This window comes from Shewanella aestuarii, assembly GCF_011765625.1.
GTDB lineage: Bacteria > Pseudomonadota > Gammaproteobacteria > Enterobacterales > Shewanellaceae > Shewanella > Shewanella aestuarii_A.
This window is the reverse complement of record NZ_CP050313.1, coordinates 3,463,516-3,486,056: the sequence shown is the minus strand read 5'-3', so window position 1 is coordinate 3,486,056 and position 22,541 is coordinate 3,463,516. Positions and strand designations below refer to the sequence as shown.

At 42.9% G+C, this 22,541-nt stretch carries 16 protein-coding genes, 1 other RNA gene and 1 pseudogene; 13 read left to right on the top strand and 5 right to left on the bottom strand.

Going from position 1 to position 22,541, the window contains the following annotated elements:
- The first annotated feature begins 74 nt into the window (after positions 1-74).
- Both HBH39_RS15210 and HBH39_RS15205 read left to right on the top strand, forming a co-directional pair.
- Positions 75-1,685: a bifunctional aspartate transaminase/aspartate 4-decarboxylase gene (locus HBH39_RS15210; protein ID WP_167679522.1), complete on the top strand. Its 1,611-nt coding sequence runs from the start codon at positions 75-77 to the stop codon at positions 1,683-1,685.
- A gap of 326 nt (positions 1,686-2,011) precedes the next feature.
- The gene (locus tag HBH39_RS15205) at positions 2,012-3,190 is read left to right on the top strand and encodes a BamA/TamA family outer membrane protein (RefSeq protein WP_167679521.1); all 1,179 of its coding nucleotides are present in this window, start codon (positions 2,012-2,014) and stop codon (positions 3,188-3,190) included.
- A gap of 76 nt (positions 3,191-3,266) precedes the next feature.
- Here HBH39_RS15205 and HBH39_RS15200 read toward each other — a convergent pair whose 3' ends face one another.
- Entirely contained in the window at positions 3,267-4,112 is an 846-nt protein-coding gene (locus HBH39_RS15200; RefSeq protein ID WP_167679520.1) for a DUF72 domain-containing protein, read from the bottom strand.
- 328 nt (positions 4,113-4,440) lie between these two features.
- On the opposite strand from HBH39_RS15200, the pseudogene HBH39_RS15195 reads away from it, so the two are divergent.
- The 6 genes and pseudogenes from HBH39_RS15195 (at position 4,441) to HBH39_RS15170 (ending at position 14,194) form a co-directional block, all read left to right on the top strand.
- Positions 4,441-7,421 (top strand): annotated as a pseudogene (locus tag HBH39_RS15195) (transglycosylase domain-containing protein).
- A 90-nt stretch (positions 7,422-7,511) separates the two neighbouring features.
- Complete coding sequence (locus tag HBH39_RS15190; RefSeq protein WP_167679519.1) at positions 7,512-8,816, top strand: DEAD/DEAH box helicase; 1,305 nt, start codon at positions 7,512-7,514, stop codon at positions 8,814-8,816.
- 300 nt (positions 8,817-9,116) lie between these two features.
- Positions 9,117-11,183 (top strand): PhoX family protein, encoded by a 2,067-nt coding sequence (locus HBH39_RS15185; protein WP_167679518.1) that lies wholly within the window; start codon positions 9,117-9,119, stop codon positions 11,181-11,183.
- A gap of 106 nt (positions 11,184-11,289) precedes the next feature.
- On the top strand, positions 11,290-11,673 hold the full coding sequence (gene gloA2, locus HBH39_RS15180; RefSeq protein ID WP_167679517.1) for an SMU1112c/YaeR family gloxylase I-like metalloprotein: 384 nt from the start codon (positions 11,290-11,292) through the stop codon (positions 11,671-11,673).
- Positions 11,674-11,710: 37 nt separating this feature from the next.
- On the top strand, positions 11,711-13,240 hold the full coding sequence (locus HBH39_RS15175; protein ID WP_167679516.1) for an ATP-binding response regulator: 1,530 nt from the start codon (positions 11,711-11,713) through the stop codon (positions 13,238-13,240).
- Between the two features lie 90 nt (positions 13,241-13,330).
- Positions 13,331-14,194 (top strand): ion transporter, encoded by an 864-nt coding sequence (locus tag HBH39_RS15170; protein WP_167679515.1) that lies wholly within the window; start codon positions 13,331-13,333, stop codon positions 14,192-14,194.
- A 109-nt stretch (positions 14,195-14,303) separates the two neighbouring features.
- Here the strand turns inward: HBH39_RS15170 and HBH39_RS15165 are convergent, their stop codons facing one another.
- Entirely contained in the window at positions 14,304-14,975 is a 672-nt protein-coding gene (locus tag HBH39_RS15165) for a hypothetical protein (RefSeq protein WP_167679514.1), read from the bottom strand.
- Between the two features lie 454 nt (positions 14,976-15,429).
- Here HBH39_RS15165 and folM point away from each other — a divergent pair, with 454 nt between their 5' ends.
- Together folM and HBH39_RS15155 are read left to right on the top strand one after the other, a co-directional pair.
- Positions 15,430-16,167: a dihydromonapterin reductase gene (gene folM / locus HBH39_RS15160; RefSeq protein WP_167679513.1), complete on the top strand. Its 738-nt coding sequence runs from the start codon at positions 15,430-15,432 to the stop codon at positions 16,165-16,167.
- Between the two features lie 208 nt (positions 16,168-16,375).
- On the top strand, positions 16,376-17,668 hold the full coding sequence (locus HBH39_RS15155) for an O-acetylhomoserine aminocarboxypropyltransferase/cysteine synthase family protein (protein ID WP_167680112.1): 1,293 nt from the start codon (positions 16,376-16,378) through the stop codon (positions 17,666-17,668).
- Positions 17,669-17,753: 85 nt separating this feature from the next.
- Here HBH39_RS15155 and HBH39_RS15150 read toward each other — a convergent pair whose 3' ends face one another.
- From HBH39_RS15150 to zapA, 3 genes are all read right to left on the bottom strand, one after another.
- Complete coding sequence (locus HBH39_RS15150; RefSeq protein WP_167679512.1) at positions 17,754-18,452, bottom strand: 5-formyltetrahydrofolate cyclo-ligase; 699 nt, start codon at positions 18,450-18,452, stop codon at positions 17,754-17,756.
- 8 nt (positions 18,453-18,460) lie between these two features.
- Positions 18,461-18,642: non-coding RNA, 6S RNA (gene ssrS / locus HBH39_RS15145), on the bottom strand.
- A 49-nt stretch (positions 18,643-18,691) separates the two neighbouring features.
- Positions 18,692-19,000, bottom strand: coding sequence for a cell division protein ZapA (gene zapA / locus HBH39_RS15140; protein ID WP_167679511.1), 309 nt, complete (start codon positions 18,998-19,000; stop codon positions 18,692-18,694).
- 218 nt (positions 19,001-19,218) lie between these two features.
- Between zapA and HBH39_RS15135 the strand changes: the two genes are divergently transcribed.
- The 3 genes from HBH39_RS15135 (at position 19,219) to HBH39_RS15125 (ending at position 22,432) form a co-directional block, all read left to right on the top strand.
- The gene (locus HBH39_RS15135; protein ID WP_167679510.1) at positions 19,219-19,794 is read left to right on the top strand and encodes a UPF0149 family protein; all 576 of its coding nucleotides are present in this window, start codon (positions 19,219-19,221) and stop codon (positions 19,792-19,794) included.
- 63 nt (positions 19,795-19,857) lie between these two features.
- Positions 19,858-21,126, top strand: coding sequence for a 2-octaprenyl-6-methoxyphenyl hydroxylase (ubiH, locus tag HBH39_RS15130; protein ID WP_167679509.1), 1,269 nt, complete (start codon positions 19,858-19,860; stop codon positions 21,124-21,126).
- 79 nt (positions 21,127-21,205) lie between these two features.
- Complete coding sequence (locus HBH39_RS15125; protein WP_167679508.1) at positions 21,206-22,432, top strand: FAD-dependent oxidoreductase; 1,227 nt, start codon at positions 21,206-21,208, stop codon at positions 22,430-22,432.
- The last annotated feature ends 109 nt before the right edge of the window (positions 22,433-22,541 follow it).

The window sequence follows — 22,541 nt, the reverse complement described above, 5'->3', positions numbered from 1 at the left end:
ATGAGAGTGACGTCTTTCCTTGTCGACTACTTCCCAAATTAACCATTTAAGAATTGATAAATAGGTAAAATATTATGACTACAGTAAACACTCAAGCGGCACCAGTAATTGATTTCACTAAGTTTGCAAACTTAAGCCCATTTGAACTAAAAGATAAATTGATTGAAGTAGCTCAAGCCGTCCCAGATCGTATTTTATTAGATGCGGGTCGTGGTAACCCAAATTTCTTAGCGACCTTACCGCGCAAAGCATTCTTACGTTTAGGTGATTTTGCAATCGAAGAATCTGAGCGCAGCTATTCATACTTGAATGAAGGTTTTGGCGGTATTCCTGATGGTGTCGGTGTTGTAGAACGCTTTGATACCTTCGCTAAAGCAAATCTAAACAGAGATGGTGTTAAGTTTTTACAAAAAGCAATCAGCTATGCTAATGACCGTTTAGGTATTGATAAAAAAGATTTTTTACACGAATTTGTAAACGCATTTTTAGCCTGTAACTACCCAGTTCCTTCACGTATGTTAACCAACATTGAAAAAGTGGTTAAGCAGTACATAGGTGAAGAAATGTATGGTCCAATGCCAATGACTACAGACTTTGACTTGTTTGCTACTGAAGGTGGCACTGCCTCAATGGCTTATACATTTGCATCAATGTTTAACAATGGATTACTCAAAAAAGGGGACAAAGTAGCATTAGTTACCCCTATCTTTACGCCTTATTTAGAAATTCCAGAGCTAGCAGAATATGAGTTAGAAATTGTTGAATTACGTTTAGATGAAAAAAACTGGCAGTTACCACAATCTGAAATTGAGAAATTAGCCGATACTGGCATTAAGCTATTGTGTGTGGTTAACCCTGCAAACCCTGCATCGGTTAAGTTTTCAAACGATACGTTAGACCGTTTAACAGACTTTGTTAACACACAACGTAAAAACTTGTTCATCATTACAGATGACGTATATGGCACGTTTGCAGACAACTTTATTTCGCTATTTGCCAAATTGCCATATAACACGTTATGTGTGTATTCATTCTCAAAATACTTTGGGGCAACAGGCTGGCGTTTAGGGACTATCGGTATCCACTATAAAAACGTATTTGATGATGCAATGCGCGCATTACCAGAAGCACACCAATTACAGTTAGATAACCGTTATAAAACGCTAACGCCAGAACCAAGAGCCATTAAGTTTATTGATCGTATCGTAGCTGACAGTCGTGCTGTAGCACTAAACCACACTGCTGGTTTAGCATTACCACAACAGGTGCAAATGGCATTGTTTTCATTAAGTTGTTTAATGGACTTAGAAGATAACTACAAAGCCGCCTGTAAACGTATCATTCGTGAGCGTTATACTACATTGTATAAAAACATGGGCGTTGAAATTGAAGAAAACGCAGATCGTGTTGATTACTACACCTTACTCGAGTTAGACACATTAGGTGGCAAACTTTACGGTGAAGACTTTGTGCAATGGTTTAAAGACAACGATAAAGGTAAAGACTTCCTATTTGTGTTAGCGCACAAAACTGGGGTGATTTTACTTCCAGGAAAAGGATTTGATGTTGTTCATGCTTCAGCGCGCGTATCACTAGCTAACTTAACTCACCATGATTATGAGAGAATAGGCCGTGAAACAAGAGCTGTCCTTGATGGTTATTTTGCAGAGTATCAAGCAAGTTAATCAACATTGTAGTTAATTGGTTATATTAACTACTAACCTTCTGATAAATGCCAATCTTTTGATTGGCATTTTTTATAGGCTTGTTTGAAATAGACCCGCTATCGACGCACAATTTGCCTTGTTCTAAGTGAAAGTTGCGTTCTAAAATCAGATATTAAGTCAATATTGACTCAATTAGCATGTAAGCTAATGTCGATGGACAGCTTAGATAGAATAAAAAGTATCAGATTTTTAAACAAAGTGGCTAAGTAAGATGTAGCGAGTGGTATGCTTAACTTAATTAATTAGTGCGCTAAATGATGGCCGGTGACTTAAGGGAATATGAAATGGTATCTTCTAAATTAAATCCTATTGCTGTGGGATTGTTGGGGATGATGTTAACCCCAGCAGCTGTTTTTGCTGACAATGATAATACGGCCAATGCCAGTAAGATACAGCAAAGCGCTGTAGCTGAAAGCGCAACGAATGAACAAAGTTCATTAGTGCCTAATTTAAAAGAAAACCAAGCACCTCTAACGGTTAATAAAGGAAACTTTGTTGCTGCGCCTATCCCTTTTTCAAACCCCACTATCGATTCTGGTTTAGCGGGTCTTGTTGGCTATTTTTACCCACAAACAAACGAACAAAAAGCCATTCAACCTCCTTCTGTTACCGGTGTAGCAGGTTTTTATTCTAGCAATGATAGCTGGGGAGCCGCTGTGGGGCATGCCAGTTATTGGGATAACAATAACTGGCATTTAAAAGGCGGAATAGCCTATGCCGATTTAAAGTTGCCGTTAGTGTCCACTGAGTTTATTGGTTTGCCCATCGCTGTTGACTGGGACATTACCGGTTATGGTGCGTTGTTAGAGTTAGAACGGCGTATTAGCGGTAATTGGTTTGTTGGCATAAATGGAATATTTATTGATTTTGAACAAGATTTTAATGTTGATATTAGTTCAATTCATTTTGATTTAAATAATGAAATTGTGTCAGCAGGATTAGGCGCGGGGATCATTTACGACTCTCGGGATGTGCCAACTAACCCCTATGAGGGTTACTACTTTAAGCTAAATGGCACTGTTTTTAATGATGCAATTGGCAGTGACAATAATTTTGAATCTTATTCGTTGGAATTTGATGGTTACTTCCCTGTGCATGAATCTGTCACTGTTGCATACAAATTAAAAGGCTGTATGAAAGAGGGTGACGTGCCGTTATGGGCCGCGTGTCGCTTAGGTTTGCGTGGTTTTTCGTCAACTGAATATATGGCGTTAGGTTCGATAGAAACTGAAGCTGAAGCGCGGTGGCGTTTTCATAAACGTTGGGGATTAGTTGGCTTTGTTGGTGCAGGCAAGTTGGACGATGTGAATCATACTGATAAATCCAACGATATCATTCCTTCATACGGTATTGGTTTGCGTTTTATGCTGCAACCCGCCGAGCGAATTAATTTACGTTTAGATTATGCTCGCTCATCCAATAATAATAGTGCGATTTATTTTTCTGTCGGAGAAGCGTTTTAGTTGACCTGATTCAAAAGGAGTTAGCATAATTATCTATGTAGCATCTTTTATGATTTTAAGTGATTGATTTTTATATTTAAAATGTCAGGTTTAGCTGGTTTGAGTCATGAGCAATAGATGGATTTAACTCAATATTGGGCAGTATGTTTTGTCCTATGGTTTGTTTTAATTGATTGTAAAGTGCCAAGGCTTGTTCTGGCGCTTGAAAATTATCAGGTGTGTGAATAAATACGTAAGGCTGTTTTCCCTCGTGAATCCATTGGCACAGCTTGGTCACCCATTTAGTAAAGTATTGTTGATTAATAGCTAGATCATGCTGGCCAATAAAGCGCACCACAGGTTGATCCGCTGTCGCAATAGGGTGAACAGGCACATTAGGCTTTTTTTGTTGCGCATCAATAATCGCTGGATTATCCGGTAGGGCGGAAAATATTGGACGAGTATCGATAATAATTCGATTACAGTTATGAGCCTGCAATAAACGGTTGAATTGTCGCTCGGTTTCACCTTTATTAAAAAATGCGGGGTGTCTTACTTCAACACCATAGGTTAATTGCTGGGGTAATTGGTTTAAAAACTGCGCTAAGGTGGGTAAACTACTTGGGCCAAACTGAGGCGGTAATTGAATTTTCCATATGCCTGTTTTAGATAACAATGGCTCCATTAAATCAAAAAATTGCTTAATCGCGGCTTGAGCCCCTTGAAGTTTAAGTTCATGGGTGATCTGTTTTGGCAGCTTAAAAGTGAACCTAAAATTATCATCTGTAGCATCGCGCCAATTTTTAACCGTACTGGACTGAGGTGAGGCATAAAAGGTAGTGTTACCTTCAACGGTATTAAATATTTGTGCATATTTCTCTAACCGCTGTGTGGTTTTTGCGTGACCATACACGCTTTGCTGCCATTGTGGTTGCGACCACATAGCTAACCCTAATCTTAAACGCGGCGGTAATGGTTGCACGTTATCCCTCTGTTAATTTTAATGGCTTTTATTTAATACTTATCTTTTTAGTATTTGTTTGCTTAACGCAATTATATCTTGGTTTTCAGCGGTCGCTATCTATCTTATATGTGCTGGCATCTGATAAAATTAGCTCGTTTGCTATACTGGGTTTTAGTATAGGCTTAACAGTCGGTTTTAATAGTGACATATTGATGTCAAAGCAGTTTAAAGACCTGTTTTCAACGGAGTGATTGTGTCGAGTCCCAATCCTGATAGTCAGTTTGAACTTTCTCAGCTTCACCCAACAATGCCTAAGCGAGCTTCAAGAACCAAGCTTATCTTGGTTATTTTATTGCTGATGATTGTGCTTGGAGTCTTTATAGCCTACGAGGTTAAAACCTCTCATTACCAAGCTAAAATTTTGAACTGGTATGCAAAACAGCTTACCTATCAACTAGTGCCATTTGAAACCAATAAGGTTATCTATCCCCATTATGGCCCATTTGATAAGCGTCATGGCTACACTGAACTTCCTAAACATATTGAAAACCTAAAAAACAATGGTTTTATTGTGCAGCAACAAGCTCACTTTTCGCCTATGTTGCAAGACTATACTCAATATGGTTTTTTTCCGCCTTATCATGAAAAAGCCCAATCAGGGTTAACTATTCAAGATTGTCGTCATCAAGTGGTGTTTGATTCGGTTTACCCAAAGCGGGTTTATCAAGATAGCGATATGATCCCAAGTGAAGTGATTAATACCTTACTGTTTATTGAAAACCGTGAAATGTGGAACCCTGAGCCAAACTATAACCCTGTTATTGATTGGCCCGATTTGTCATCGCGGCAAGTAGCCAAGTGGCCGCTAAAGTGGGCCTGCAAATGTCTAAAGCTGGTGGCAGCACTTTGGCGACACAAATTGAAAAGTTTCGTCATTCTCAATATGGCTTAACATTAAGTATTGAAGACAAGCTGTTGCAGTTAGGTTCAGCGATGATCCGCGTATATCAGCAAGGTGAAAATACCCTTGCCGCGAGGCAGCGTATCGTACAAGATTATTTAAATACTGTGCCACTCTCTTCGGCCCCGGGTTTTGGCGAGGTCAACGGTTTAGGTGACGGCTTGTGGGCTTGGTTTAAAACCGATTTTAAACGTGCCAATCAACTATTAATGTCACCTCATACGGCTGAAAACGCCGCTGAACGTGGGCAAGTATTTCGGCAAATTGTAGCGTTAATGATTGCGCAGCGTCGCCCGTCTTATTACTTGTTACAGGGGCATGACGACCTTGAAAGCTTGGTTGATAGCCATTTACGTCTACTGGTAAGTGAGTCATTAATTGAACCTAATTTAATGACTTCCGCCATGCAGCAGCGTTTAGTGTTTGATGGCCGCAAAGTGATAAATGATAACCCGAACAATAAAGCGATCAATGCGGTGCGCATACGTACGGCCAGCATATTATCCAGTAGCTTGTATGATTTAGACCGCTTTGATTTAGCTATTACTAGTTCATTTCATGGTGATTTGCAGCAACAGATCAGCCGGTATTTACGCAGCTTATCTAATGAAGATGTAGCCGAAAATGCGGGACTAATCGGAGAGCGATTACTGACCAAAGCGCAATTACCTAAGGTAATTTACAGCTTCACCCTGTATGAAAAAGCCAATAATGCCAATCGGGTTCGGATACAAACAGACAGCACAGATCAACCTTTTGATATTAATGAAGGCAGTAAGCTTGAGCTAGGTTCAACCGCTAAGTTACGGGTGCTTGCCACTTATTTGGATATTATTGCTGAGTTACAGCAACGTTTTTCCGACATGACAGTGGCCGATTTACGCCGCTTAGATGTGGAAGCCAAAGATCATATTACTCGTTGGGTGGTTGATTATTTAATTGAAACCCGTGATAGAAACCTAGCGCGAATGCTCGATGCCGCGCTACAGCGAACCTATTCAGCCTCGCCTAACGAGCGTTTTTTTACCGGTGGTGGCTTGCATGTATTTAGTAACTTTAACCGTAAAGAAGACCGTCTCACGCCCACCTTGTATGAGGCCTTGCAAGATTCAGTGAACTTGCCCTTTGTTCGTTTAATGCAAGATATTGTTAACTACAGCAGCAGTTACAACAGTGAAGGTAGCATGGCGCAATTGCTACGTAATGATAAAGACCCGCGCCGCGAAGAGTACCTTAAAGCCTATGCAACCCGTGAGGGGAGTTCGTTTGTAAGACGCTTTTACCGTAAGTATCAGTCGCTCACGCCTGAAGAGCGACTTGATCGATTTTTTGATGGCGTGAGTGCGCAAAAAGATAAACTCGCTGCCACTTTTCGCTATTTGCATCCCAATAATGATGGCAAACAGTTGAAACAGTTTTTAGCTGAGCGCCTGCCTGATAAGTCATTTACCGACCGTGAAATCAATGCCTTGTATAACAAGTACGGCAAAGATAAGTTTAATTTGGCTGACCAAGGTTATATTGCCCGAGTCCATCCATTGGAGTTATGGGTTCTGAGTTATTTAACTGACTCGCCACAAGCCTCATTAACCCAAGTGCTACAAGACAGTCAACCAAGGCTGCAAGAAGTCTATCGTTGGTTATTTAAAACTCGCCATCAAAATGCCCGCGATGTCCGCATTCAAGTGATGCTAGAGGTTGAAGCGTTTTTAAGTATTCACCAACGCTGGCAGCGTATGGGTTATCCCTTTGATTATATTGTGCCGTCATTAGGCTCCGCGTTGGGAAGCTCGGGCGATCGCCCCGCAGCGTTAGCAGAGCTTATGGGAATTATTCAAAATGACGGATATCGTGTGCCTACCATCAGAGTGAACGAGTTACACTTTGCGGCTAACACGCCATACGAAGTTAAATTGGCGCAAAGCGAGCCTAAAATTATTCGCGCACTGCATGCGGATGTGGCCGCAGCGCTTAAAAAGGCGCTGGCTAATGTGGTTGAAAAGGGAACGGCAAGGCGATTAAATGGCGTATTGGTTGATTATCAAGGCCAATTGCTGCAAGTGGGCGGCAAAACTGGCACCGGAGATAACCGCCTAGCCACTGAAATTCGTAATGGCCGTAAAGTGGCCTCAATTGCCACCAACCGTACCGCCACGTTTGCGTTTTATTTAGGCGATAACTACTTTGGTACGTTAACGGCATTTGTGCCCGGTGAAAAAGCAGATGATTTTAGCTTTACCTCAGCGCTCCCCTTGCAAGTACTTAAAGGGATGATGCCCATCCTGGCACCGCAATTATTTGCAACAGAGCCGATTTGTCAGGACTAATTTAGGTAAAGCCCTTTTTATTCACGCTACGCTGTTAGCAATATTCAAATCAATGTTAAAATTGCGCCTTACCATTAAAGTGAGGCGCACATGTCGTTTGAATCATTAGGGCTAAAGCAACCATTATTATCTTGTCTCGCTGAGCTCAATTACGCTCAGGCGACACCTATTCAAACTCAAGCTATTCCGATCATTTTACAAGGCCAAGATGTTATGGCAGGTGCTCAAACTGGCACAGGTAAAACCGCCGCATTTTGTTTGCCGTTAATCCAAATGATCTTGGCTAAAAAGCATAATTTGGCTAAGCAATCGGCCAAGAATAACCTCGCAAATGAGCAAGTGAATAGCGCATCAGTAACCTCAGCGTCAAGCGCCACAGCCTTTATGTCGAGCATGTTAGTGCTTACTCCTACTCGCGAGCTTGCGCAGCAGGTATTTGATAATGTGTGCCGTTATACCCGTGGTTCCAATATTCAAAGCGCATTGTTATACGGGGGGGTCAGTAGCCAATCGCAAATAAAGCAGTTAACTGCTGGGGTCGATATTATTGTAGCCACCCCAGGGCGACTATTAGATTTAGTACGTCAGCGAGCTACCAGCCTAAGCCAGATTAACCATTTGGTGATTGATGAAGCCGACCGAATGCTAGATATGGGCTTTAAAGATGAAATTATTGATGTGTTAAAACGCGTGCCCAAACAGCGTCAAACCTTGCTGTTTTCGGCCACTTTAGATGACAGAATGTTTTCCTTTAGTAAGCGATTACTCACCTCACCGAAAGTGATTGAAGTTAGCCAGCGTAATACCACCGCAGCCACCATTGTTGAGCGGGTGTTTAATGTTGACGCCAACAATAAACCCGCACTTCTGGCTAAGTTAATTAAGCAAGAAAATTGGCAGCAGGTATTGGTATTTAGTCGAACACGACAAGGTGCCGATGCCTTAGCGACCACTATGGCTAAATTGAAGGTCAATGCCGCAGCGTTGCATGCCGACATGTCACAGGCCCAGCGTGAGCAAGTGCTTAGTGATTTTAAAGCTAATAAACTGACGGCATTAATTGCCACCGATGTTGCCGCCCGAGGACTGGATATTGCAAAGCTTAATTATGTGGTCAATATGGAACTGCCCTTTAAGCTAGAAGATTATGTGCATCGCATTGGTCGCACCGGCCGAGCAGGGCAAGAGGGTCAAGCCATCACCTTACTGAGTATTGATGATGAGCCATTATTGATTAAGCTTGAAACCTATTTAGATAGGCGTTTGCCGCAACAGTGGTATCCGGGTTTTGAACCAGATTTAACCCAAGTGGCACCGGTTACGCGCAAAACCAAAAAAGGCTCGTTGAAACAACAAGCACGTCAAAAAGCCTTAGCACAATCAAAGCGAAAATAGCCTATTAAATGCGGCTTTGGTTATATGTGGCAGTGCTTAAGTGCTACTAAAGTTAAGTGCCGCTATAATTCAATGCCGCTATAGTTAAGTGCGCTTAGCGAGCCTAACGGCCATCAATCCTCAATCTTCAATCTTCAAGCCTAAAGGATCTAAAACTCAGCGCTTGGGCTTTCATGGTTTTGACATAAAACCGCCATCGGCTTGTCATCTTGATTGCACCAATTTGTCATAAACTCAGCTTATCTTTAGCTCACGAATTTATTCCGCTAATTAAACCGTGAGCATACTTAAGGAAAGTTTATGAGCAAGGCAACCTTCGACCCAACTAAGTACAATCAAAGTAATAATTTGCCCTTTGCGCAAGTGATGGAAAAGCATTTGTCGCGTCGTAATTTTGTTAAACGTGGCCTAGGGCTCAGCGCCATGACCGCCTTTGCGGGTGTTGGCTTAAGCGCATGCGGCTCAGATAACAACGCAAGTACAACAACGCCACCAACCACCACGCCACCAACGACAACACCGCCTGCCAAAAGCTCTGCTGTATTAGGTTTTGATTCTATCGCGGGTTCCAAAACTGATGCGGTTGCGATTCCTGCGGGATACTCGGCCTATGTGTTAGCGCCTTGGGGCACGCCGCTCAATAGCAAAGCCAATGCTTGGCAAGCGGATGGCTCCAACACCGCAGAAGATCAAGCCAATGCCGTAGGCATGCATCATGATGGCATGCACTTTTTCCCGTTAAATGATGCCGCCGATGATGGCTTGTTGTGTATTAATCATGAATATATTGATCAAAATGCGCTGCACCCAATGGGCCCAACCGCTGATGCAAACGGCAAGCGCACAGTTATTGATGAAATTCGTAAAGAGATCAACGCTCATGGTGTTTCCGTGGTACGGATTCAATTAAAAGATGGCATGTGGCAAGTGGTAGAAAACGATCCTCATAACCGCCGCTTTACTGGGGCAACGGTAATGGATATCGCTGGTCCATTAGCTTATACATCGTATTTAGAAACCCGTTACTCGCCAGATGGTAGTCAAGCCCGTGGCACATTGAACAACTGCGGTAACGGCTACACACCTTGGGGCACTTACTTAACCTGTGAAGAAAACTGGCCGGGGTATTTTGTCAATAAAGGCGAGTTAACTGACGATCAACGTCGTATTGGTATTTCAACATCTGACACCCGTTATGGCTGGAACCATTTAGCAGGAGATAACGACGAGCGTTTAGATGAGTTTGCTCGCTTTGATATCACTGCAAGTGGATCAAGTGCGCAAAGTGATTACCGCAACGAGGCCAATGGCCACGGTTATATTGTTGAAATTGACCCCTACAACCCTAACTCTCGTGCTGTTAAGCGAACGGCATTGGGACGTTTTCGTCATGAAGGCTGCACCTTTGGCAAGTTAGAAGCGGGTAAGCCGATTACCTTCTACTCAGGTCATGACTCACGCTTTGAATATTTATATAAGTTTGTGTCTGATGCGCTGTGGGATGAAGCCGATGCCAATAGCTCAAACCGCATCGCCATGGGCGATAAGTACATGAATGCCGGTACTTTATATGTGGCTAAGTTTAGTGAAGATGGGGTAGGTGAGTGGTTGCCATTAACCTTAGATAGCATCACCACGCAAGGGAATACCCTAGCGGATAGCTTTGATTCAGTTGCCGCGATTATTTTAAACACTGCGGGAGCGGCTGACTTAGTTGGCGCAACACCAATGGATCGCCCTGAATGGGCCGCAGTTGATCCTTTTACTGGCAGTGTTTATTTAACTCTAACCAACAACACCAAGCGCACCACTGACACAAATCCTGCCAATCCTAGATTAAACAACAGCTTTGGTCATGTTATCCGTTGGGATGAAGGTGACAAAGCCACTGAATTTAGCTGGGATATTTTTGTCTTTGGTGCACCGACTAGCGCTGACGAAGCGACGAATCGCTCAGGCTTAAATGATTTAAATCAGTTTGCAAGCCCTGACGGTTTAGCCTTTGATAAGCGCGGGATTTTGTGGGTACAAACTGATAATGGCGCTGATGAAGTCACAGAGTACACTAACGATCAAATGCTAGCCATTGTACCATCAACCTTGGTTGATGCTGATGACAAACAGCAAGTTGTGTCAGCTGAAACTCAGGCTCAGTTGAAGCGCTTTTTTGTGGGCCCAAATGGCTGCGAAGTGACTGGTTTTGCTATTTCGCCAGACTACAGCACGGTATTTGCTAATATTCAGCATCCGGATAATTGGCCATATTCAGACAATGCTGCCGAGCCAACGCCCGCAGGGACAACAATTCGCCCTCGTGCGGCCACTGTTGTCATTCGCAAAAATGATGGCGGTGAAGTCGGCGTGTAATCGTCATTATCTGCAGAATTGATTAGCGATAACTTAAATCACAAAACCCTGATAGACTTAATCTGTAATACGATTGTTATATCAGGGTTTTGCTTTGAGGACGGTTATGCTGAAAGGAATACATCACGCGGCGATAATTTGTCAAGATTATCAACTATCAAAACAGTTTTATACCCAAGTGCTTGGACTCAAAGTGATAGCAGAAAACTATCGCCAAGCAAGAGACTCCTACAAGCTTGATTTAGCCTTGCCAGATGGCACACAAATCGAGCTATTCTCATTTCCTAACCCCCCAATAAGACCTAGCTACCCTGAAGCTCAAGGCTTACGTCATCTGGCATTTTGTGTTGATGATATTAGTCATGCAGTGGCACAGTTGCAGCAACATGGCATTGCAATCGAGCCCATACGAGTGGATGAATATACCGGAAAAAAATACACCTTTTTTAGCGATCCCGATGGCTTACCGTTAGAGCTGTATCAAAGCTAGAGCACCATCCCTGCTTATTGATTTAATGGACTAACTTATGGCAAATGAATTTAATAAGTACAATGTGTTAGTGGTTGAAAGTGTTGACAATATGCGCGCAACCATTGCCAGAATGTTATTGCAAATGGGCTTTAAAAATGTGTATCAAGCTAAGGATGGGGTAGAGGCGATCAGTTATCTTGGCTCTCACCATATCGACTTGGTGGTGTCAGAGCTAACATTGACTCGACTTGATGGGTTGACCTTACTTAGTCATATTCAGGCCGATTTAGATGTACGCCCCATTCCATTTGTGATTATCTCTAGCATTGTTGAACACTCCTTGGTGAAGCAGGCCATTGAGGCCGGGATCTCGCAATACATAGTTAAACCTTTCACTTTTCTTATTTTTAAAGAGCGGATCAGTCGCGCACTCAATCAACCCTTTGCAATTCATCGTCAGCCAAGTGCGGTCAATGCCGTAGCGAATGTGAGCGATAATCAGCCGGAAGCATTTTCTATTTTGGTGGTGGATGATGATGCTGTTGTGCGTCAATCGCTAAATGATTTACTGCGCCCCAATTATCAAGTGACTCTTGCTCGCTCAGGAGTAGAAGCATTCAGTATTTGCCAGCGCGATCCAGTACCAGACTTAATTTTATTGGATATTGTTATGCCAGAGTTAGATGGGATTAGCTTACTGACTAAGTTAAAAGATCATCCAGAAACCAGCCATATCGATGTGATTTTTTTAAGTGGTGAAGACAGTACCCACAGCATTGTTAAAGGCTTTGAACTGGGAGCGGTGGATTACCTCGTTAAGCCTATTTTACCGCTAGAACTGGCTGTCAGGGTGAAAAACCATGTTGAGAATATTCAGGCTCGTCGTCAAGCAAACCAGCAAATTGATCAGATATATCAAACCATTAAAATGAAAAGAGATTATGCTGAGTTATTGCAAAATCACCTGAAAAACCAACTCACCTTAATTGCCGAATCGGCCACCATGATCAAAAAAAATGTTCATCATAAAACTCAGGTAGAAACCATCAGTTCTATTATTGCTGATGGCAGTAAAAGAATGAAACAGCTAATAGATGTGATTTTAACCCTGCATACAGTGGAGGATGATATTTATCCATGCAAACCACAAAAATTCAATATTGTTGAATTAATTGAAGAGGTTATGCGGGTTAATTTGGTTAGCCTGAATCAACGCAATTTAGAAACTTTACAGGTATTTGATGATACCGACATTAAGGTGTTTGCTGAACTTGATTTGAGCCGCTCAATGTTCAATGTGATGTTTCAATACTTTATTCACACATCGCCAAGGGGCGCGGCGGTTAAAGTTATTATTCAACGAACCGATGATGCGGTTGTGTGCATGTTTGCAAATAACAGTGCAATACTCGAGTCAGAATGTCGCCTTGCTTTTGAGCGCAACACCACCGAAAGTGCCATAGGCAATGTCCGATATGGTTTGTATTTAGCCAGTAAAATAGCTGAAATACAGCAGTTGAGCATTCACCTGCAATCAGACTCTATTGAGGGAACGCGCCTTTGGGTGTCAATGCCCACTAGCTGATCATTATTCATTATTTCACAATCGTTTAAGACTGCTTTGCTAGGCTCTGTCGCCCAAAATTTAGCGGCGTGTTTATGGAGCGTTTAGGTTATGCAAGTCTCAGAGTTATTGTCGTTATTTAAACGAGTCGATCGAAGCAAAACCTTTCAAGGTTTTGTCATCTTTGTCATTGTGGTTTCTGCATTGTCGATAGGTGCGCATACTTACCATTTGCCAGCTTGGCTGGAGCAAAGCTTACTGGTACTTGATGTTGCGATTACGGTGTTTTTTTCTATTGAATTAATTATTCGTTATCTTGCTAGTGATGGCGCAAAAGCATTTTTTTCCAAAGGCTGGAACATTTTCGACACCATTATTGTGATTGGCAGCCTAGTGCCGCTAGGAGGCTCGACCATTTTGTTGGCGCGCTTATTACGGATTTTCCGCGTGCTGCGGTTAGTTTCTATGGTGCCAGAACTGCGAATGCTGATAAACGCACTGCTTAAAGCCATTCCTCGCATGGGCTATATTGCGCTCCTTATGTTTGTGATTTTTTATATTTACGGTGCAGTAGGCAGCATGTTATTTGCTGATATTAATGACTTTTTGTGGGGCGATGTGTCAATTGCTATGTTGACATTATTTCGTATTTCTACCTTTGAGTCATGGACTTCCATCATGTACGAAACCATGGCGGTTCATCCATTAAGTTGGCTGTATTATCTTACCTTTATCTTTTTAACCACCTTTGTATTTTTAAATATGATGGTTGGCGCTGTGCTAGATGTGATGGGGGAAGAGACTCAAATAATGCGCGACCATCAAGCCAAAAAACAGCTAGATGAAACAGATGACGCGCAAACTGCAATCCTTGCCACTGCCGATGATACAGCGTTAGAAATTCAAAAACTGCATGCCAAAATTGATCAGTTAACGGCGATGTTAACGGCAAATACCACTAAAGCGCAGCGTTAGCGAACCAACTTGTTATTGCTCATTTAAAAGGCTTGAACTGGTTATCAGTTCAAGCCTCTTTCATTTAAAGGCCATTTAAAGCTTCGTATAAGAGATTAGCTCAGGGTATTCAGTGCGTTATCTTAGTTAACCCAGTAAACGACACAGCTATATTTTGTTCGACCAATTGATTAGGCACTTCCGCCATTGCTTGTTGCTCACCATGTTGCCAATAACTAATTTTAAGTTGGCTAACATGAAGCGGATCAGGTATCCCAATGGTGTTGAGCTTTATTCTATCCCCTAAAAGCATACTATCGAGGTGACTGATGTGAGCCGTTTGGTTATTTAAGCGGAACAGTCCCAAATACCAAAAATTGCCTGAACCTTGGTTCGATACTGCAAAGGGCGCAGCAAATAGCATTTCCTGCTCAGGATTGCCTAAATTGATGGGGGTGATTTTGCTGTAATCGAGCGCAACCGAACCAGAGTCGAATGCATCTTGATAATGACCAATCGCTAAATGTATGTTATCGGCTCGCTTTAACTCAGTCAGTGGCACAAATATAGGCTTGTTGGCTGGCGACTCTGGCAGTTGTATTTGCCATTGCTTGTCGGTTTGAAAGCTAAATAAGGCGAGCATTACATCATCTAAGTTAACTAACTGGGTATTAGCAGAATGTGCTGATTCATCGGTTTGGCTGATGGCTTGATGATTTATTGAAGCGGGCATAAACCCATAGCCAATCAATAGCGCAAATATGAATACCACAGAGATGATGATATACATGGATTTATTCATCAGTAATACCAATCACAGTAAATAAGTGGACAGAAATAGCGTAGCAAAAATGGGTGATAACAAGACAGATTTTTTTGATAAGGAATTATTTTTTAATCAAAAATCTAACGCGGTTATCAGGAGTTTTCACAAGCTAGAATGATCAGTTACTTAATACAATGCACTTAATACCTTAAATGCATTATAAACGTCATAAAGTTAACCTATGCTAGCCTGAATTGGTAGCTTAGGGTGACTCATTCAGTCGTCGCTTTAATGATGACCATTAGCAACCTGTATTGTGAATATTAATGAATCCATTTGCCGATTAACATCGTAATCAGTAGCAACACTAGGTAGAACTTGGTTAACTCTATCGCTTTTATTAACCTATAACTAATGCTGTTGTTAACGCCTTTTAATATGCTAAGGTGATGAAAAATAACAACTCTATCTTGATAAATAAGAGATGTATATGAATAAAACCGTATTGATTACAGGCGTAGGAAAACGCATTGGTTATGGGCTTGCAAAGCATTTTTTAGCCCAGGGGTATCAGGTGATTGGCACCTATCGCAGTCATTACGACAGCATTGAGCAGTTACGCAAATTAGATGCGACCCTTATCCAAAGTGATTTAACCGACAGCGATTCAATCCAGCGGTTAATCAGCCAAGTACAGCAATGCCCAAGACTGGATTGCATTATTCATAATGCCTCAGACTGGCTACCCGACAACAGTGGGATCAGCCCGAGTGACACCATTACACGCATGATGCAAGTGCATGTGAATGCGCCTTATGAAATTAACTTAGCCTTAGGCGATTTACTTAGCCGTAGCGCCATTGAAAATGCGCCAAATACTGACAGTGCAATTGGTGGCAGTAACATTATTCATATTACAGATTATGTTGCAGAAAAAGGCAGTAAAAAACATATTGCCTACGCTGCCAGTAAAGCGGCTTTGCACAACTTAACTTTATCGTTTGCGGCCAAATTAGCTCCCCATGTCAAAGTGAACTCCATTGCCCCAGCAATGATTTTATTCAATGAGCACGACGATGATGCATACAAGGTGAAAGCGCTTGCTAAGGCTATTTTGCCTAAAGAGGCGGGTAATGCTGAAATTATCTCGCTGGTGGAGTATCTCATTAAAAGTCATTACGTTACCGGTAGAAGTTACCCCGTTGATGGTGGGCGGCATCTAGTGTAAACCTTACCTAAATCAACTCAAAGGCGCACAAGCGCCTTTTTTAATGGGTATTAATTTTTGAATAGACATCTAGACGTCTTATTGCTAGTGTGGAGTCTTGCTGGATGATGATTGTTTTTTATTCGGTAACTTATCCGGCAACGCCCATTTGATTGATGACACAATTTAAATCTCTAAGGTAAAGGAAGGCATTATGACGGCAGCAAACATGAAACTGGAATCACTGGCATTACATTATGGCTACGAATCAGAAGCCACAACCAAAGCCGCGGCAGTGCCGATTTATCAAACCACTTCCTATACCTTTGATGATACCCAGCATGGCGCAGATTTATTCGATTTAAAAGTTGCCGGTAACATCTATACCCGCATTATGAACCCAACCACTCACGTACTTGAGCAGCGCCTTACAGCTATTGAAGGCGGTATTGGTGCCTTAGCGGTTGCATCAGGTATGGCTGCTATCACCTATGCGATCCAAGCGTTAACTCAGGTGGGTGACAACATTGTCAGCACGAGTCAGTTATATGGTGGTACTTATAATTTATTTGCCCATACTTTGCCGCGCCAAGGCGTTGATGTGCGCATGGCCGCCTATGATGACTACGCTGGCCTAGAAACATTAATTGACGATAAAACCAAAGCGCTATTTTGTGAATCCATTGGTAACCCCGCGGGAAACGTGGTCGATTTACAACGTTTAGCCGACATTGCCCACAAGCATGGCGTGCCGTTAATTGTTGATAATACCGTCGCTACACCAGTGCTTTGCCGCGCTTTTGATCATGGCGCAGACATAGTGATCCATTCACTAACCAAATACATAGGTGGTCATGGCACGACCATTGGCGGGGTGATTATTGACTCGGGTAAATTTGATTGGGTGGCCAATAAAGATCGCTTTGCGGTTTTAAATCAACCCGATCCTTCCTATCACGGTGTGGTTTATACCGAGGCGTTTGGGCCAGCAGCGTTTATTGGTCGTTGTCGCGTTGTGCCATTACGTAATACAGGGGCGGCATTATCACCACAAAGTGCCTTCTTATTACTACAAGGATTAGAAACCTTAAGTCTGCGTATGGAACGCCATTGCAGTAATGCCCTCGCACTCGCGCAGTATTTACAGCAACATCCCAATGTAAGTTGGGTAAACTATGCGGCATTGCCTGATAGCCCATTCAATGCGACTTGTAAAAAAATCACCAATGGTAAAGCGTCTGGCATCATCAGCTTTGGCATAAAAGCCGCTGATGCGCAGGCGGGTAAAATTGCCGGTGGTAAGTTTATTGATGCGCTTCAAATGGTACTACGCTTGGTCAATATTGGTGATGCTAAATCATTGGCTTGTCATCCTGCCAGTACCACGCACCGTCAATTAGACAGCGCAGAATTGGCTAAAGCTGGAGTGTCTGAAGACTTAGTACGGATCTCGGTTGGCATTGAGCATATCGATGACATTATTGCCGATGTGAGTCAGGCATTAGATAAAGCGGTGAGTTAACGACAAAAGCAGTCCAATGATTGAGATGTAAATTGTTAAAAAATTAAACCCCATCAATATTTGTCATGATGGGGTTTTATGTCATTTACTGACAGGCAAATCGTCTTGTTGGGGTAATGATCACCGGTAATGGCACGTCCCAATATTCGATGGGGAGTTGACTAACTTGCTGACAATCATGTGCAAACCCGACTGCCAATGGCTTTCCATCAACCACTTGGCATAAGGTGCGATCATAATAGCCACCGCCCATCCCCATACGATTTCCCTTGTCATCAAAAGCAACCAGTGGTGTGACAATCATATCGAGTTTGTTTACCGGGATAATAGCTTGTACCGACAGCGCTGGCTCAGCAATACCGTACTGATTGATAACCATTTTTGAATTTGCATGATAATGCAAAAACAGCAAGTTACCTTTGCTAAATGGGTGAATGATCGGCAAGTAGGTTTTAATGCCTTCTTCCCATAATGCTTCAATTAATTTTTGGGTTGCAAGTTCGCCATCGTGAGTAAGGTATATGGCCACATGTTGGGCATTGTGTGCTTGCACTTCTGCTAATAAATGCCGACTCGCTATTAATGCAAATTGATGTTGTTCTTCTGCTGATAAGCTGTTGCGTTCTTGTCTGACATGGCGACGAATGTTGTCACGACTCATACCTGAACTATCAAACAAGGGGTCTGGGTTTTCAAGCGGAGTAGCAAAATGTGTGATTTTAATGGTGGCTTGCAAGGTGGGTGCATTAGTTGCACCAGATTCCATAAAGCGGGTGATGGTCATAAATTAGGATGCTCCCCAGAATACCGTAGCCGGTGTAAGCCCTTGAACCGTAGGTTCAAGGCGGGTAAATGTTTATATCCTAAGGCTTCTCGGTACTAGCCGAGCATGCGCAATGTCAATAAAAGCATTCACCCTGGGTTTGTAAATATCGGCACAGGGACATTACCAACTACGCATATCCCAGGGAGCAAAACAGGTTAGATAATTGCTTCAAAGCAGTTAAAGCCATTATTCTTAGTTTAGTCGTCCTTGCGGCTTCGTTCAATCAACGAATTTTCAAGTGTTGCTTGCAACAATGAAATACGCTCGTCCATTTGCGCCATATAATGTTTGTTTTTTTGCCTTTCTTCGTACAATTCATTACCAATATTCAAGGCTGCCATAATGGCGAGTTCTTCACGACTTAAATTATTGGTACGTGTTTTGAGGTTAGTTAACTGCCCCTCAACTTCACTGGCAACTGCACGTAAGGCTTCCTCGCGTCCCTTGGGACAAGCGATAGAGTAGGTGCGCCCTAAAAGGGTAATTTCAACTGCACTAGCACTCATAATGTCGCAACGAGATCCTTTTCGAAAAAAAGCATGTTTGTTTAAGCCGAACTATATAGGGCTGAATTTAAAAGAGCAAGGCAACCCTGCGCCTTTTTGCTCATTTGCTGTTTGTCTGAGCAAATCGATAGTTTTATCGCATACCAAGAGGCAAGTATTTGGCGCAAATAGCTAACTCTGCTAGCATTGGGAAAGTTATTGCACTTTAGGACAGCACCATGGCAACCCCACCTTCATTATGTATCGAAAACCTTAAAAAAGCCTTAGATGCGGCCGAAATTGGTCAGCATCCCGTTGAAGTTCATGGCGCATTGGTCGGGCTGATCTGTGGGGGAGTTGATCAGCAAAATCATGCTTGGGTCGCACCTTTAATTGATTTAATGAACGATGGCCAACAACTTGATGCTGAGTTATTAAAACTCATCAATGAGCTTTATCAAGACACGGTTACCCGATTAACTGATTTTGAGTTTGGTTTTACCTTATTGTTGCCAGAAGAAGAGGTTTCGCTTTCTCACCGTGTTGAAGCATTATCGCTGTGGACTCAAAGCTTTTTAACTGGTATTGCCATTATTCAACCAAAGTTGAATCAGGCTTCTGAAGATGTGCGTGAAGTGATTAAAGATCTGGCCGAAATTGCTCAAGTTGAATTTGACGTTGTCGATGATGATGAATCAGAATCAGCCTACATTGAGCTGCAAGAGTTTGTGCGCATGTCCGCCATTTTGTGTTATTCAGAATTTGGCCCCGAGCCAGAAATGGATAACGCAGACGATCCCCAAACCATGCACTAATCGATCATTGTATTTCATCCGTATGAACTGTTGTTATTCACTTTGAGCTAAATTCATCTAATTATGAGTAAAACGCCAGCAGCACTGCAGCAATTTGATATCGTGATTATTGGTGGCGCCATGGCTGGCGCTTCATTGGCATTAGGGTTAGCCAAACTAAATCAACAGCGTAAATTGCAACATCTACCTTGTTTATCGGTCGCGTTAATTGAAGCTCATCAAGCCGATGATAGTCATCCCGGCTTTGATGCTCGCTCAATTGCAATTGCCCATGGGTCTATTTTTGAATTAACCCGTTTGGGTATTTGGCCTAAATTGGCACATTTAGGCACTGCCATTAGTGATATTCATGTGTCTGATCGCGGTCATTTTGGTATGACCGAGCTAAACGCCGAACCATTAGGTTTATCAGCATTGGGTCAGGTCGTTGAGCTGGCCAAAGTTGGCCAAGTATTATTTAGTGAATTACAACAAGCTGATATTAGCTTGTTTTGCCCAGCCAAATTAGCCTCGCTGACAGCCAAAGCCGATGGTCATTATCTTGAGCTTGATGATGGTAGCCAATTAAGTGCTAAATTGCTGGTGGCCGCAGATGGGGCTAATTCAGTTGTGCGCCAACAGCTTAAATTAGCCGCGGAGCAAATCGATTTTGGCCAAAGCGCTATTGTGGCTAATGTTGAAACCGACAAGCCACATCAGCACTGGGCATACGAGCGCTTTACTGAAACCGGCCCCATTGCATTGTTACCCATGGCAAATATGGCCAGCTCAAACCCGTCTAGTTCAAATAAGGCCCGCTTATCTTTGGTGTGGGCTGTGTCTCCAGATAAAGCAGAGCAGCTAAAAAACATCAGTGAGAATGACTTTTTACAGCAGTTACAGCTTGCCTTTGGCAATCGTGCTGGGCGCTTTATGGCAGTCGGGCAGCGGGTAACGTATCCACTCACCTTAACCCGAATGACGCAGCCGATTTATCATCGCTGCGTGTTTGTGGGTAATGCGGCGCAAACCTTACACCCAATTGCAGGCCAAGGGTTTAACTTGGGGCTGCGAGATGTGGTGAGTCTTATTGAGGTAATTGAGCAGCAGTTAGCCCAACATCTTCATGGCGATGTCAAAGCCGATGTAGGCAACAGCCAAGTGGTGCACCAATATTTAGCCAGCCGCCAACAAGATAGAACCCGTACCATGAATAATATTGAATTTTTAGTGCGCGGCTTCTCAAATCAGCACTGGCCATTAGTGGCTGGGCGCAATATCGGATTAAGATTATTGTCATGGCTGCCGCCACTTAAACGCCCTGTTGCACAAGTTGCTATGGGGTGGCGTTAATCACCGTTTATGCCGCCCATAATGCTAATGCGATAGTTGTTAATCACTTTTTATTACTCAGTTTTGTAAGGAACACACCATGTATACAAGCCAAACCTATGATGTAGCTATTATTGGCGGTGGTATGGTGGGCTTAGCAACAGCCATTGGTTTAGCCGAAGCCGATTTAAACGTGGTGGTGATTGACGCAGGTAGCACAGCCCAAGTTACGGGCGAGCCTAAATTACGGGTAAGCGCCATTAATAAAGCCAGTCAGCAGCTTTTAATCAATTTAGGTGCGTGGCCATATCTAGATCATGACCGCGTAAGTCCATATCAAAAAATGGCCGTATGGGACAAAGACGGCATGGGCAAGATTAACTTTGATGCCCACGATATTAGCGAAGCTTATTTAGGCTCGATAATTGAAAACGACGCCATTAGTTATGCCCTCGCCAAACGTGCCAGCGAACTGAGCAACATTACTCATATTGAACAGCAGCGATTATCTCGCGTTGCCTTTGGTGAGCGTGAGGCATGGTTAACTCTTGAAAATGGTGACAACTTATCAGCGGCATTAGTGGTTGGCGCTGATGGTGCCAACTCATGGGTACGTCAGCAGTGCAATATTCCCCTTACTTTTTGGGATTATGGCCATCATGCCATAGTGGCCACAGTGCGCACGACCGAGCTGCATCACGCTACCGCGCGTCAGGTATTTTTACCCAATGGTCCCTTAGCTATGCTGCCATTATACGAAGACAACTTATGCTCGATTGTTTGGTCAACCTCACCGCAGCAGGCTCAGCAGCTATTGGCAGTAGATGCCAGCGAATTTGGCAAAGCACTCACCGCAGCCCTTGATGGCCGCTTAGGTGTGTGTGAGCTGGTTAGCGAGCGCCAAGCATTTCCTTTGCGTATGCGTTATGCCCGCCACTTTGCCCGTCACCGCATGATATTAGCTGGCGATGCAGCACATACAATTCACCCGTTAGCAGGCCAAGGCGTTAACCTTGGATTTTTAGATGCTGCCAGTATTATTGAAACGGTTGTTGAGCTTCATGAACAGGGTAAAGATATTGGCGAATATAGCCATTTACGCAGTGTTGAGCGTTGGCGTAAAGCTGAAGCCATGGAAATGATCGCCACCATGGAAGGCTTTAAACGTTTATTTGCAGGCGACAATCCCGTCAAAAAAGCCATTCGCGACATTGGATTATCGCTAGTTGATAATGTTGCTGGGCTAAAAACAGTGTTCATCAGACAGGCCATAGGCAATAAGATGACATTACCTAAACTGTGCCGTGATCCAAATACACCTTCTTAAGATGTAAAATCGCTTATATATCAGGTGATCCAGCGCCATTGATGTTTTTAATCTAAACAGTGTGAAATTTTGTTACAGATTTCACATTAGCATAACTAATGGGTTGGCT